Origin of the sequence: Pseudomonas sp. NFACC37-1, from assembly GCF_900101575.1 — a bacterium.
Lineage (GTDB): Bacteria > Pseudomonadota > Gammaproteobacteria > Pseudomonadales > Pseudomonadaceae > Aquipseudomonas > Aquipseudomonas fluorescens_AA.
Genome location: NZ_FMUZ01000001.1, coordinates 250,621 through 264,189, shown reverse-complemented (window position 1 = coordinate 264,189; position 13,569 = coordinate 250,621). Strand labels below are relative to the sequence as shown.

At 62.6% G+C, this 13,569-nt stretch carries 9 protein-coding genes; 8 read left to right on the top strand and 1 reads right to left on the bottom strand.

The annotated features are described in order from the left end of the window. The first annotated feature begins 57 nt into the window (after window positions 1–57). From BLP82_RS01125 to BLP82_RS01090, 8 genes are all read left to right on the top strand, one after another. Window positions 58–954, top strand: a complete 897-nt coding sequence (locus BLP82_RS01125) for a LysR family transcriptional regulator (RefSeq protein WP_092164604.1) — start codon at window positions 58–60, stop codon at window positions 952–954. 339 nt (window positions 955–1,293) lie between these two features. Further along, a complete protein-coding gene (locus BLP82_RS01120; RefSeq protein ID WP_092164602.1) occupies window positions 1,294–2,748 on the top strand; it encodes a serralysin family metalloprotease in 1,455 nt (484 codons plus the stop codon). Between the two features lie 85 nt (window positions 2,749–2,833). Further along, on the top strand, window positions 2,834–3,256 hold the full coding sequence (locus tag BLP82_RS01115; protein ID WP_092165017.1) for an AprI/Inh family metalloprotease inhibitor: 423 nt from the start codon (window positions 2,834–2,836) through the stop codon (window positions 3,254–3,256). A gap of 141 nt (window positions 3,257–3,397) precedes the next feature. Then, the gene (locus BLP82_RS01110; RefSeq protein WP_092164592.1) at window positions 3,398–5,176 is read left to right on the top strand and encodes a type I secretion system permease/ATPase; all 1,779 of its coding nucleotides are present in this window, start codon (window positions 3,398–3,400) and stop codon (window positions 5,174–5,176) included. After that, window positions 5,173–6,507 carry an HlyD family type I secretion periplasmic adaptor subunit gene (locus tag BLP82_RS01105; protein WP_092164591.1) on the top strand — a complete coding sequence of 445 codons (1,335 nt, stop codon included), beginning with the start codon at window positions 5,173–5,175 and terminating at the stop codon, window positions 6,505–6,507. The genes BLP82_RS01110 and BLP82_RS01105 overlap by 4 nt, the downstream gene beginning before the upstream one ends. A gap of 14 nt (window positions 6,508–6,521) precedes the next feature. After that, entirely contained in the window at window positions 6,522–7,871 is a 1,350-nt protein-coding gene (locus tag BLP82_RS01100) for a TolC family outer membrane protein (RefSeq protein WP_092164590.1), read from the top strand. A 250-nt stretch (window positions 7,872–8,121) separates the two neighbouring features. Beyond that, window positions 8,122–11,142 carry an autotransporter domain-containing protein gene (locus BLP82_RS01095; RefSeq protein WP_371914094.1) on the top strand — a complete coding sequence of 1,007 codons (3,021 nt, stop codon included), beginning with the start codon at window positions 8,122–8,124 and terminating at the stop codon, window positions 11,140–11,142. A 202-nt stretch (window positions 11,143–11,344) separates the two neighbouring features. After that, a complete protein-coding gene (locus BLP82_RS01090) occupies window positions 11,345–13,198 on the top strand; it encodes a polyurethane esterase (protein ID WP_092164588.1) in 1,854 nt (617 codons plus the stop codon). A gap of 127 nt (window positions 13,199–13,325) precedes the next feature. Here BLP82_RS01090 and BLP82_RS01085 read toward each other — a convergent pair whose 3' ends face one another. Next, window positions 13,326–13,550 carry a YgdI/YgdR family lipoprotein gene (locus BLP82_RS01085; protein WP_060743223.1) on the bottom strand — a complete coding sequence of 75 codons (225 nt, stop codon included), beginning with the start codon at window positions 13,548–13,550 and terminating at the stop codon, window positions 13,326–13,328. Window positions 13,551–13,569: the final 19 nt, after the last annotated feature.

Below are 13,569 nucleotides of genomic sequence, written 5' to 3'. Positions count from 1 at the left end.
CAGCGTTTGCAGGTTATAGCTGCACCAGACGCCATCTATTCAATTCAGGACTTCGCCATGTCTTCGCCTGATCTCAATCTACTCGTCACCCTCGATGTGCTGCTCTCGGAAGGCAGCGTGGTCCGTGCTGCCCGGCGGCTGCGGCTCAGCCCGTCGGCCATGAGCCGGGCACTGGCGCGGCTGCGGGAAACCACCGGTGACCCGCTGTTGGTTCGGGCCGGGCGAGGGCTGGTGCCGACACCCCGTGCGCTGGAGTTGCGTGAACAGGTCAGCCAGTTGGTGCAGCAGGCTCAGGCGGTACTGCGCCCGGTGACGACGCCGGATCTTGGGCGCTTGAGCCGTACCTTCACCCTGCGCACCCGCGAGGGATTTGTGGAAAACTTCGCCATCGATCTGATCGCCCGTATTCGCGAGCAAGCGCCGGGCGTGCGGTTGCGTTTCGTGGAAAAGACCGACCGGGACAGCACGGCGCTTCGCGAAGGCACCGTGGACCTGGAGACTGCCGTCGTAGACAAGGACACCAGCCCGGAGTTGCGAACCCAGGCGTTGTTCAGCGACCGCTTGATTGGTGTGGTGCGCACGGGCCACCCGCTGAGCAACGCGGCGGTGAGCGCCGCTGGCTATGCGGCGGGTGGGCATGTCGGAGTCTCGATGCGCGGGTTGGACCATGGCCTTATCGACCAGGCCCTGGCGGCGCTGAGCCTGTCCCGGGACATCGTGACCACCGTGCCGGGTTTCTCCTCGGCGCTGGGGTTGGTTCGCTCCAGCGACCTGATAGCCAGCGTGCCTGAGCGCTACACCACTAGCCTGCGGGTCGGTCTGTACAGTTTCGCGCTGCCGTTCCCGGTGCCTGGGTTCACGATCGCCATGCTCTGGCATCCGCGGATGGACGCTGACCCCGTACATCGCTGGCTTCGAGGCTGTTTGCGAGAAGTGTGCGCAAGTAAACCGTAGAGGTTTGGTAGATATTCATTAATAGCACTTCGCTGGCACTTAGTTGGTGGAAGTGCGACACCGTGGACGAATGACTAGTTATCGCTATTTAATATTTAAATAGAGTTTTGTCCGACAATCTGCAACTCGGGCAGTTGAGTGCGCGCACTAGCGAGGCAGAAACCTATTGTTTATGGGCGTTAAAGGGCAGGGCGTGAAATTGAACAAAAAAATTGCTAGACGTTTGATTTCCAATTGTGTCAGGTTTCTTACGTCCTCATTGGGCGAGTGATAGGACGATCTCGCCAGAGATCGTCTGTCTGACTAAATTGTTCCATTTGCAAACAAGGAAGTGTGTTTATGTCGAAAGTCAAAAACAGCGCTATCGATTCTGCCGAACAACTGCTCTGGGCTCCGCAACTGGCGGCTCCCAGTAATGCGTTCAACCAGATCAATAGTTTCAGCCACCAATACGACCGCGGCGGTAACCTGACCGTCAACGGCAAGCCGTCGTACTCCGTCGACGAGGCGGCCACGCAGTTGCTGCGCGACGGCGCCGCTTACCAGGACCGGGACGGCAGCGGCAAGATCGAGCTGACCTATACCTTCCTGACGTCTGCTTCTTCCAGCACCATGAACAAACATGGGATCAGCGGCTTCAGCCAGTTCAGCGCCCAGCAGAAAGGCCAGGCCGCCCTGGCCATGCAATCCTGGGCGGACGTGGCCAATGTCACCTTCACCGAGAAAGCCAGCGGTGGCGACGGTCACATGACCTTCGGCAACTACAGCGGCGGCCAGGATGGCGCAGCGGCGTTCGCTTATCTGCCGGGGACCGGCGCCGGCTATGACGGGACGTCCTGGTACCTGATCAACAGCAGCTACACCCAGAACAAGAACCCGGACCTGAACAACTACGGCCGCCAGACCCTGACCCACGAAATCGGTCACACCCTCGGCCTGGCCCACCCGGGTGACTACAACGCCGGCGAAGGCAGCCCGACCTACGATGACGCCACCTATGGCCAGGACACCCGTGGCTACAGCATCATGAGCTACTGGAGCGAAAGCAATACCGACCAGAACTTCAGCAAGGGCGGCGTCGAAGCCTACGCTTCGGGTCCGCTGATGGATGACATCGCGGCCATCCAGAAGCTCTACGGTGCCAACACCTCGACCCGTACCGGCGACTCGACCTACGGTTTCAACTCCAACACCGGTCGCGATTTTCTCAGTGCCTCTTCGTCGTCGGACAAAGTGGTGTTTTCGGTATGGGACGCGGGCGGCCGCGATACCCTGGATTTCTCCGGGTTCACCCAGAACCAGAAGATCAACCTCAATGACGCTTCGTTCTCTGACGTGGGTGGCATGGTGGGTAACGTGTCCATCGCCAAGGGCGCCGTCATCGAAAACGCCATCGGTGGCTCGGGCAGCGACCTGTTGATCGGCAACTCGGTGGCCAACGAACTCAAGGGCGGTGCCGGCAACGATATCCTGTGGGGCGCCGGTGGTGCGGACAAGCTCTGGGGCGGTTCGGGTTCGGACACCTTCGTGTTCGCCGCCAGTTCCGATTCGCGGCCGGGGGCAACCGATCAGATCCTCGATTTCGTCAGCGGCCTGGACAAGATCGACCTGACCGGCATCACCAAAGGCGCCGGCCTGCATTTCGTCAGCGCCTTCACCGGTGCGGCGGGCGATGCGGTGCTGTCGACGTCGGGTGGAAACAGCCTGCTGTCGGTGGACTTCTCCGGGCACGGCGTGGCTGACTTCCTGGTCAGCACCGTTGGCCAGGCGGCGGCCTCGGATATCGTGGCGTAAGGCTAAACCCCTGTAGGCGCAGCCTCGCTTCGCGCGACGCGCCTACAGGAACCGGGCCAGGATCAAGCGAATGCGTAGAAAATCGATGCCCTGTAGCGTTCAGGCAACCGTCGGGTTGCTCGCTACGCTGATGATGTTTTGTGGAGAAGTCGCCATGGCGCGCAGCCTGTTGTTAGCAGAACCCTCGCAGTTGGCCGGTCAATGGCTGGCCGTCTTGTCGAGCCCGCAGGACACCGCGCAAAGCCAGGCGATGCAGGACAAACCGTCCAACACGTGCATTGTCGAGCTCAAGGCAGACCAGACCCTGGGTGGGCAAACCGAGTGCCTGGGGCACTGGTTGGGGGATGAGCCGGTTCGTTGGTTTACCGAGCCAGACGGTCTTTCCCTGATCGGCAAGCAAGACTCCAGGACGCACCTGGGGTTGCGTCAGGAACATCATTATCAAATCACCTTGAAGTCCGGTTTGATACTTAGCCTTGAACGGAATAAGCCCCGGAGCGCTCATTAACGAGTTAGTACAGTTGCGCAATGATTGAAACACGCTTGTTCAAACAGGCGTGCGTGTCGGTGTGGACCGAATAAAGAATCAAAGATTGGTCAGTTGAACTAACGGCCAGTTCGCTGGCGACGCCAACAACAAGGAAGGTTCATGAACAAGGCAAGGAGCGCTGCCTCGGCGCCGCTGTTTAAAGCGTTGGGCGATTATAAAAGTATTCTGATCAGTGTCGGTTGTTTTACCGCGCTGATTAACGTCCTGATGCTCGCGCCTTCGATTTATATGCTGCAAGTGTACGACCGCGGGCTGTCATCACAGAACGAAACCACCCTGGTGATGTTGTCGCTGATGGTGGTGGGTTTCTTTGTGTTTATCGGGCTGCTGGAAATGGTACGCAGCTTCGTGGTCATCCGCATCGGCAGCCAGTTGGAAAGACGCTTCAACCTTCAGGTGTACCGGGCCGCGTTCGAGCGCAATCTGCGCCAGGGTGAAGGCAACGCCGGGCAATCCCTGGGCGACCTCACGCACATTCGCCAATTCCTCACCGGCCCGGCTCTGTTCGCGTTCTTCGACGCGCCATGGTTTCCCGTCTATCTGCTGGTGATCTACCTGTTCAACGTGTGGCTCGGCGTGTTTGCCTCCGTCGGCACGCTGTTGTTGATCGGCTTGGCATGCCTGAACGAGGCCATGACCAAAAAAGCCTTGGGGCAGGCCAGCGTCTACTCGCAACAGTCCAGCCAATTGGCCACCAGCCATTTGCACAACGCCGAAACGATCCAGGCCATGGGCATGCTCGCGGCGCTGCGCAGCCGCTGGTTTGCCGTGCACTCACGCTTTCTCGGCCTGCAAAACCAGGCCAGCGATACTGGCGCGGTGATCAGTTCCCTGAGCAAGACCCTGCGCCTGTGCCTGCAATCACTGGTGCTGGGCCTGGGCGCATTGCTGGTGATCAAGGGCGACATGACCGCCGGGATGATGATTGCCGGGTCGATCCTCATGGGACGGGTGTTGAGCCCCATCGACCAATTGATTGCCGTGTGGAAGCAGTGGAGCGGCGCCAAGCTGGCTTACCGCCGTCTCGATGTGCTGTTGCAGGCGTTTGCGCCCCAGGACGACGGCATGACGCTGCCAGCGCCCAAAGGCCAAGTGAGCTTTGAGCACGTGAGTGCCGGCCCGCCGGGGCAACGCAACGCGACATTGCAGCAGGTCAGTTTCAGCCTGGCTGCCGGGGACGTACTGGGCGTGCTGGGAGCGTCCGGTTCCGGCAAGTCCACCCTGGCCCGGGTCTTGGTGGGCGTGTGGCCGACCCTCGCCGGGACGGTGCGCCTCGACGGGGCTGACATTCATCGCTGGAATCGCGACCAACTCGGCCCCCACATCGGCTATCTGCCTCAGGACATCGAACTGTTCAGCGGCAGCATCGCCGAGAACATCGCCCGGTTTCGCGATGCCGATCCGCAGAAAGTCGTCGCCGCCGCGCAACAGGCCGGGGTTCATGAGCTGATTCTGCGCCTGCCCCAGGGCTATGACACCGTGCTGGGGGAGGACGGCGGTGGTTTGTCCGGCGGGCAGAAGCAACGGGTTGCGCTGGCCCGGGCGATGTACGACCGACCGAGCCTGGTGGTGCTCGACGAGCCCAACTCCAATCTCGACACGGTTGGCGAGGCCGCGCTTGCCGGTGCCATTGCGCAGATGAAGGCCCAGGGCACCAGCGTCGTGCTGGTCACCCATCGCTCCTCGGCGCTGGCCCAGGCCGACAAACTGCTGGTGCTCAACGAAGGCCGGCTACAGGCTTTCGGGCCTAGTCAGGAAGTGCTGCGGGCGCTGTCCGGCCAATCGGAGACACCACAGCGGGACCGTTCCCAGCCGACCCCCAACGGATTGAGCATGAGTCGCCAGTACCAAGCTGCCAGCAAACCGGGTGGCGCATGAGCAAGGAATGCCAGATGAACCTCGAACAGGCTCAAGACATTGAACGCCCGGAGCGCGACGCCCGTTTCTTCACCCGCATGGGCTGGATACTGGCGCTGGTGGGGGCCGGCAGTTTTTTCACCTGGGCCAGCCTGGCGCCGTTGGACCAAGGCATCCCCGTGCAAGGCACCGTGGTGGTTTCAGGCAAGCGCAAGGCGGTGCAATCGATGAGCAGCGGTGTGGTCAGCCGGATCCTGGTGCGCGAAGGCGAGGCGGTGAAGCAGGGCCAGCCGCTGTTTCGCCTGGACCAGACCCAGGCGGCCGCCGATGTGCAATCGCTGCAGGCCCAGTACCGGATGACCTGGGCCAGCCTGGCACGCTGGCAAAGCGAGCGGGACAACCTGTTGCAGGTGAGTTTCCCGGCTGAACTGAGTCGCGATCCCGATCCACGCCTGGCCCTGGTGCTCGAAGGCCAGCGGCAACTGTTCAGCAGTCGCCGCGAAGCCTTCGCCCGGGAGCAGGCTGCGTTACGCGCCAGCATCGAGGGCGCCACGGCGCAATTGGCCGGCATGCGTCGGGCCCGCGGCGACTTGACCGCCCAGGCCGAATCCCTGCGTCTGCAACTGGGCAACCTGCAGCCCTTGGCGGACAACGGCTACATCCCGCGCAACCGCCTGCTGGACTATCAGCGCCAGTTGTCGCAGGTGCAGCAGGAACTGGCGCAGAACAGCGGCGAAAGCGGGCGGGTGGAGCAAGGGATCGTCGAGTCGCGCCTGAAGTTGCAGCAGCACAACGAGGAATACCAGAAAGAAGTGCGCAGTCAGTTGGCCGACGCCCAGCTCAAGAGCGAAACCCTGCAACAGCAACTGAAATCCGCAGGGTTCGAGTTGCAACACAGCGAAATCCTCGCCACCGCCGACGGCATCGCCGTCAACCTGGGCGTGCACACCGAAGGCGCAGTGGTACGCCAGGGCGACACCTTGCTGGAGATCGTCCCCCAGGGCACGCGGCTGGAGGTGGAAGGGCACCTGCCGGTGCACCTGATCGACAAGGTCGGCCCGCATTTACCGGTGGACATCCTGTTTACCGCCTTCAACCAGAACCGCACGCCGCGGGTGCCGGGGGAAGTCAGCCTGATTTCCGCCGACCAGATGCTCGATGAGAAGACCGGCGCGCCTTATTACGTGCTGCGCAGCAGCGTCAGCGACGTGGCGATGGACAAGCTCAACGGTCTGGTGATCAAGCCCGGCATGCCGGCCGAAATGTTCGTACGTACCGGCGAGCGCTCGTTGCTCAACTACCTGTTCAAACCGCTGCTCGACCGAGCCGGCTCTGCGTTGACCGAAGAATAAGGATGTCTGGCGGTATGAAGCGTTTCTATTGGATGGCCGTGCTGGCCGTTTCCGTGTGCGGCAACGCCTGGGCCATGGGGCCCTTCGAGTTCTACGAGCAGGCCCTGCGCAATGACCCGGTCTACCTGGGCGCGATCAAGGAGCGCGATGCGGGCCTGGAGAACCGCGCCATCGGCCGTGCCGGGCTGTTGCCGCACTTGGGCTACAGCTACAACAAGGGCCGCAACCAATCCAAGGTCACCTACCTCAATGAACGTGGCGCCAGCCAGCATGACGATCGCAACTACAGCAGCTACGGCTCCAGCCTGACGTTGCAACAACCCTTGCTGGACTACGAAGCGTACGCGGCCTACCGAAAGGGCGTGGCCCAGGCATTGTTCGCCGACGAAAGTTTTCGGGACAAGAGCCAGGCGCTGTTGGTGCGGGTGCTGAGTCAGTACACCCAGGCGTTGTTCGCCCAGGATCAGATCGACATTGCCCAGGCCAAGAAAAAGGCGTTCGAGCAGCAATTCCAGCAAAACGAACAACTGTTTCGCCAGGGCGAAGGCACGCGTACCGATATCCTCGAGGCGCAGGCGCGCTATGAGCTGGCAATCGCCGAAGAAATCGAGGCGCGGGACGAGCAGGACGCCGCCTTGCGTGAGCTCGGCTCGCTGATAGGCGTCCCGGCCCTGGATATCGGCGACCTGGCGCCTTTGCACGACACCTTCCAGACCTTTGCCTTGCAGCCGGCCAGTTTCGACACCTGGCACGAACTGGCGGTGAGCAATAACCCCAGCCTGGCGTCCCAGCGCCAAGCGGTGGATGTGGCGCGCTTCGAGGTCGAACGCAACCGCGCCGGACACCTGCCCAAGGTCAGTGCCTACGCAACAATGCGCCAGAACGAATCGGAAAGTGGCAACACCTACAACCAGCGCTACGACACCAACACCATCGGCCTGGAAGTCAGCGTGCCGCTGTATGCCGGCGGCGGTGTCTCGGCGTCGACCCGCCAGGCCAGCCGCAACATGGAACAGGCCGAATACGAGCTGGAGGCCAAGACCCGCGAGACGCTGATCGAACTGCGCCGTCAGTTCAGCGCCTGTGTGTCGGGGATGAACAAACTGCGCGCCTACCAGAAAGCCCTCAGCTCCGCCGAAGCGCTGGTGGTATCGACCCGGCAAAGCATCCTCGGCGGCGAGCGGGTCAACCTCGACGCGCTCAATGCCGAGCAACAGCTCTACACCACTCGCCGCGACCTGGCCCAGGCCCGCTACGACTACCTCATGGCCTGGACCAAGCTGCATTACTACGCCGGCACCCTTGGCCCGCAGGACCTGGCGAAGGTGGATGAGGCGTTTGTGTCCCGGGTGCCCATTCAATGACCTGTGGCGAGGGGATTTATCCCCGCTGGGCTGCGGAGCGGCCCCACCCCAAACACCGTGTTCTTCCAGACAGACCTCGGGCCCTCAGGCGACTGCTTCGCAGTCGAGCGGGGATAAATCCCCTCGCCACAGAAGGGATTTACAACAATTGATAAAGCGCTACTAAGGATGGTTCGTGATGAAAGTCGATAACAAAAAACACCCCAGGCCGACAGGTCGCCTGTTCCTGCTCAAGGCCCTCAACCACGCCATGCTCTGCGCACTGGCGACCTTGGGCACGGCCCAGGCGGCGCCTTATGTAGAGGGCGGCAGGGCCGGTGACCCGGACAGCTGGCGCAGCAACGAATTCAACGCCGAATGGGGGTTGGGGGCGATCAACGCGCAGCAGGCCTACGCCGCCGGATACACCGGCAAGGGCGTCAAGCTGGGGATCTTCGACCAGCCGGTCTACGCGGCCCACCCGGAGTTCTCCGGCACCGGCAAAGTCGTGACCTTGGTCACCAGCGGCATTCGTGAATACACCGACCCCTACATCCCGGTGAAGGCGGGTGATCCGTTCCGCTACGACGGTTCACCCACCGTCGGCTCGGACGGTAAGCTGGGGTCCCATGGCACCCATGTCGGCGGGATCGCCGCCGGCAGTCGCGATGGCAGCCCGATGCACGGCGTGGCGTTCGATGCGCAGATCATCAGCGCTGACAATGGCGACCCGGGGCCCGAGGACGGCATCATCCGCGGCAACGATGGCGCGGTGTACAAGGCCGGCTGGGACGCGTTGATCGCCAGCGGCGCACGGATCATCAACAACAGCTGGGGCATTGGTATCACCGACCGTTTCGACCAGGGTGGCCGCGATCCGGCGTTCCCGCACTTCACCGTGCAGGATGCGCAACTGCAATTCGATCAGATCAAACCCCTGCTGGGCACCAAGCCCGGCGGCGCCTACGAGGGAGCCATCGCCGCGGCGCGCAGCGGGATCGTGACGATCTTCGCCGCGGGCAACGACTACAACCTCAATAATCCCGATGCCATTGCGGGCCTGGCGTATTTCGTCCCGGACATCGCGCCGAACTGGCTCACCGTGGCGGCGCTGCAGGTCAACCCGGACACCGCCAGCGCCGATCCGTACACCATCAGTACCTTCTCGTCGCGCTGCGGCTACACCGCCAGTTTCTGCGTGTCGGCACCGGGCACCCGGGTCTACAGCGCCGTGATCGGCGGCACCCGTGCCGACGACCTGACCGTGGGCTACGCCAACAAGAGCGGCACGTCCATGGCCGCGCCCCATGTCGCTGGCAGCGTGGCGGTGTTGATGGAGCGTTTCCCCTATATGACCGGCGACCAGGTCGCGAGCGTGTTGCGTACCACCGCCACCGACATGGGCGCGCCGGGCGTCGATTCGCTGTACGGCTGGGGCATGATCAACCTCGGCAAGGCCATCGACGGTCCGTCGATGCTGGTGACCGAACAGGACATTCCCGCGGAGTTTCGTATCGATGGCGCCTATGGTTCCGGTCAGTTCGTGGCGGACTTGCCGGGCATCGGCGCGATCATCGATCCTGGCAAACCCACGGAACGGGTGTGCAGCGGCGTCCAATGTGGCCTGGACGTTTGGCGCAACGACATTGCCGGTCACGGCGGGCTGACCAAGGAAGGCATCGGCACCCTGGTGCTCACCGGCGAAAACACCTACAGCGGGCCGACCCTGGTCAATCAAGGGCGACTGGCGATCAATGGCTCGCTGGCGTCGGCGGTTACCGTCAACGACGGCGGCATTCTCGGCGGCAACGGGCGCATCGCCAGCCTGACCGCCAGCCGCGGCGGCAGCGTGGCGCCGGGCAACTCCATCGGCACCTTGCAGGTGGCCGGCGACGTGACCTTTCAACCCGGTTCGAACTACGCAGTGGAAGTCTCGCCCACCTCCAGCGACCTGATCGTGGCGGGCGGCAAGGCATCCATCGACGGGGCGACGGTGTCGCTGTCCTTGGAAAACAGCCCGACGCTGCTGACGGCTGGCGAAGTGAAGAGCTTGCTGGGCAGGCAGTTTAATATCTTGCAGGCCGCTGGTGGCATTGATGGGCGTTTCGCTGAAGTCTTGCCCAACTACGCGTTTCTGGGGGGCGACCTGGCGTACAGCGCCAGCGGCATTCAACTGGTGGTCGAGCGTAACGATGCGTCATTTGCCAGCCTCGGCTTGACGCCCAACCAGCGTTCCGTGGCCACTGCCGCCGAGCAATTGGGCGCTGGCAACGGGTTGTACGAGGCCTTGCTGCTGGCACCCAGCGCCGCCGTGGCACAGCAGGCGTTCCAGCAGTTGTCCGGTGAAATCCATCCGGCCATCGGCACGCTGCTGATCAATGACAGCCGTCAATTGCGCGACGCCATGGCTGATCGCCTGCGCCAAGGCGCGCTCTACGACGCCGGGACGCCGACCGACGCCAGCAGCAATGCCTGGTTCAAAGTGCTGGGCGCTTGGGGCAAGAACGAGGGTGGGCACGATCAAGCCAGTGCCACCAGCTCCATCGGTGGATTGCTGGCCGGTGTCGATGGCCTGATCAGCGAACAGACACGCCTGGGCTTCGTCACCGGCTACAGTGACAGTTCGTTGAGCATGGGCGATGGCACCCATTCCTCGGCCAAGGCCGACAGCTATCACCTGGGTGTCTATGTTGGGCATCAGATCGACGCGCTGCGCCTGACCGCCGGCGGCGCCCACAGCTGGCATCGCATCGACGTCAAGCGTGACCTGCAATGGGGCGACGTCAGTGGCCGGGAGAAAACCAAGCGCGATGCCCGGACCACCCAGCTCTTCACCGAAGCGGCGTATCGCCTGGACGGGCAAGCGGTGGCCCTGGAACCGTTCGCCAACCTGGCCTATGTGCACCTGGACAGCGACAGCTTCCATGAGAAAGGCGACAACGCGGCCCTGCACGGTGGCGACGACCGCCGCGATGCCGTGCTCTCGACGCTGGGCCTGCGGGCCAGCCACACCCTGGCGCTGTCGGATCAACAGCAATTGCAGCTGTCCGGCTCCCTCGGCTGGCAGCACAACCTGAGCCATACCACGTCCGAACAGGACCTGGCCTTCGCCGGCAGCAGCAATACCTTCGCGGTGCAGAGCGTGTCCATGGACCGTAACGCCGCCGTGGTCGGCGCCCGCGCCGGGCTCGCGCTCGCCAAGGATGTGCGGGTCAACCTGGACTACAACGGCCTGATCGGCTCCCGGGACAAAACCCACGGCGTGGGCCTGACCCTGGATTGGCAGTTCTGACCAAGGAACTCAACACGCACTTCTGTGCGTTCAAGAGCTGCGCAGGAGCCATGTAGGAGCTGTCGAGTGCAACGAGGCTGCGATCTTTCCCTGGACACTTGAATCTCAAGCGAAAGATCAAAAGATCGCAGCCTTCGGCAGCTCCTACGGGCCGCAGGCCACCCGGTTCTAGCATTCCAACAACAAAAAGAGAGCAACAACCATGGGTATCTACGACTACAAGAACCTCGGCACCACCGAATCCAAGGTACTGGTCAGCGACGCAATGGCGATCATGCTGTACTCCTACCACAACCTCGACCACGGCTTTGCCGCCGGGTACCAGCACAACGGCTTCGGTGCCGGCCTGCCGGCGACCCTGGTCACCGCACTGCTGGGGGGCACCGATTCCCAAGGCGTGATTCCCGGCGTGCCGTGGAACCCGGATTCGGAAAAACTGGCCCTGGAGGCGGTGCAGAAGGCAGGTTGGACACCCATCAGCGCCACGCAACTGGGCTACGCCGGCAAGGTGGATGGCCGCGGGACGTTTTTTGGTGAAAAAGCCGGTTACACCACCGCGCAGGTCGAGATCCTCGGCAAGTACGACAGCGCGGGTCACCTGCAGGAAATCGGTGTGTCGTTTCGCGGCACCAGCGGCCCTCGGGAAAACCTGATTGGCGATTCCATTGGCGACGTGATCAACGACCTGATGGCCGCCCTGGGGCCCAAGGACTATGCAAAAAACTACGCTGGCGAAGCCTTTGGCAACCTGCTGGGGGACGTCGCCAAGTTTGCCCAGGCCCATGGCCTGACGGGTGCGGACGTGCTGGTCAGCGGTCACAGCCTGGGCGGGTTGGCGGTCAACAGCCTGGCGGACTTGAGCGCCGGCCAATGGTCGGGGTTCTACGCCGACGCCAACTACATCGCCTACGCTTCGCCGACCCAGAGCAGTACCGATAAGGTCTTGAACATCGGTTACGAGAACGATCCGGTGTTCCGCGCCCTGGACGGCTCGACGTTCAACCTCGCGTCGGTGGGCGTGCACGATGGGCAACAGGAGTCGGCCACCAACAACATCGTCAGCTTCAACGACCACTACGCTTCGGCGGCATGGAACGTCTTGCCGTTCTCCATCCTCAACATCCCCACCTGGATTTCCCACCTGCCCAGCGGCTACAGCGATGGCATGGGCCGGATCATGAACTCGGCGTTCTACGACCTCACCGAAAAAGACTCCACCATTATCGTCGCCAACCTCTCAGACCCCGCCCGGGCCAATACCTGGGTGCAGGACCTCAACCGAAACGCTGAAACCCATACCGGCAGCACGTTCATCATCGGCAGCGACAGCGACGATCTGATCCAGGGCGGCCAGGGCAACGACTACCTGGAAGGCCGCGCCGGCAACGACACCTTTCGCGATGGCGGTGGTTACAACGTGATACTGGGCGGGCAGGGCAGCAACAGCCTGCAACTGCAGCAGTCGGTGAAGGATTTCAGTTTCGCCCATGACGGGGCTGGGACCCTGTACCTGCGCGATGCCCATGGCGCGATCAGCATCACCCGCGACATCGGCACGCTGGTCAGTAAGGAGTCCGGGTTGTTCTGGGGGCTGCTCAAGGATGATGTGAGCCACGGCGTCACCGTCAATGGCCTGGTGGCGGGCGGCAACCTGACGGCGTATGCGTCTTCGGTCAAGGGCAGTGCGGCCAACGACACCCTTGTGGCGAGCGCGAAGGGTGACTGGCTGTTCGGCCAGGACGGCAACGATGTGCTGGTGGGCGGCGCGGGTAACGACACCTTCGTCGGTGGTGCGGGCAACGACCTGATGCAATCGGGCGGTGGCAACGACACCTTCCTGTTCAATGGTGCGTTCGGCCAGGACCGGATCAGCGGTTATGAGGCGGGGGACAAGCTGGTGTTCCTCGGCGTACCCGGCGCCGGGGCAGGTCATGACTACAGTGAGCACCTGTCACAAGTGGGCAATGACACGCTGCTCAAGGTCGGTGACAGTTCCGTGACCCTTGTGGGGGTTGGTATCGGTCAGGTCGGCGGCGAAGGGATCGTGTTCGCCTGAGTTCGCTATCGCGAGCAAGCCCGCTCCCACAGTGGTTCATAGGTGTACACAGGATTTGTGTTCACCACCGGACTTTGTGGGAGCGGGCTTGCTCGCGATGGCCGCCTGCCAGGCGAGTCACTGGAAATCAGTCTTCCTTGCGAATGGTCGCCACATCATCGGCGCGGACCCGGACTTTCCTGCCGGAAATATCTTCAAACTCGTAGAAGCCGTCGGCGGTGCGGGTGTTAGGGGTGTCCTTGGTCAAATACTGGGTACCGTTTTGCAAGGTCACTACCGTGGGCGACGCGCAGCCAGCCAGAGCCATAAATGCCACGGCGACCAGGGGTACGCCCAGAAACCTGATGTTCATAACCATAACCTCTCAATCA

Excerpts from the sequence above, each read along its gene's own strand:
- BLP82_RS01125 (WP_092164604.1), top strand. The coding sequence starts at position 58 with ATGTCTTCGCCTGATCTCAATCTACTCGTCACCCTCGATGTGCTGCTC.
- BLP82_RS01120 (WP_092164602.1), top strand. The coding sequence starts at position 1,294 with ATGTCGAAAGTCAAAAACAGCGCTATCGATTCTGCCGAACAACTGCTC.
- BLP82_RS01115 (WP_092165017.1), top strand. The coding sequence starts at position 2,834 with ATGCCCTGTAGCGTTCAGGCAACCGTCGGGTTGCTCGCTACGCTGATG.
- BLP82_RS01110 (WP_092164592.1), top strand. The coding sequence starts at position 3,398 with ATGAACAAGGCAAGGAGCGCTGCCTCGGCGCCGCTGTTTAAAGCGTTG.
- BLP82_RS01105 (WP_092164591.1), top strand. The coding sequence starts at position 5,173 with ATGAGCAAGGAATGCCAGATGAACCTCGAACAGGCTCAAGACATTGAA.
- BLP82_RS01100 (WP_092164590.1), top strand. The coding sequence starts at position 6,522 with ATGAAGCGTTTCTATTGGATGGCCGTGCTGGCCGTTTCCGTGTGCGGC.
- BLP82_RS01095 (WP_371914094.1), top strand. The coding sequence starts at position 8,122 with ATGCTCTGCGCACTGGCGACCTTGGGCACGGCCCAGGCGGCGCCTTAT.
- BLP82_RS01090 (WP_092164588.1), top strand. The coding sequence starts at position 11,345 with ATGGGTATCTACGACTACAAGAACCTCGGCACCACCGAATCCAAGGTA.
- BLP82_RS01085 (WP_060743223.1), bottom strand. The coding sequence starts at position 13,550 with ATGAACATCAGGTTTCTGGGCGTACCCCTGGTCGCCGTGGCATTTATG.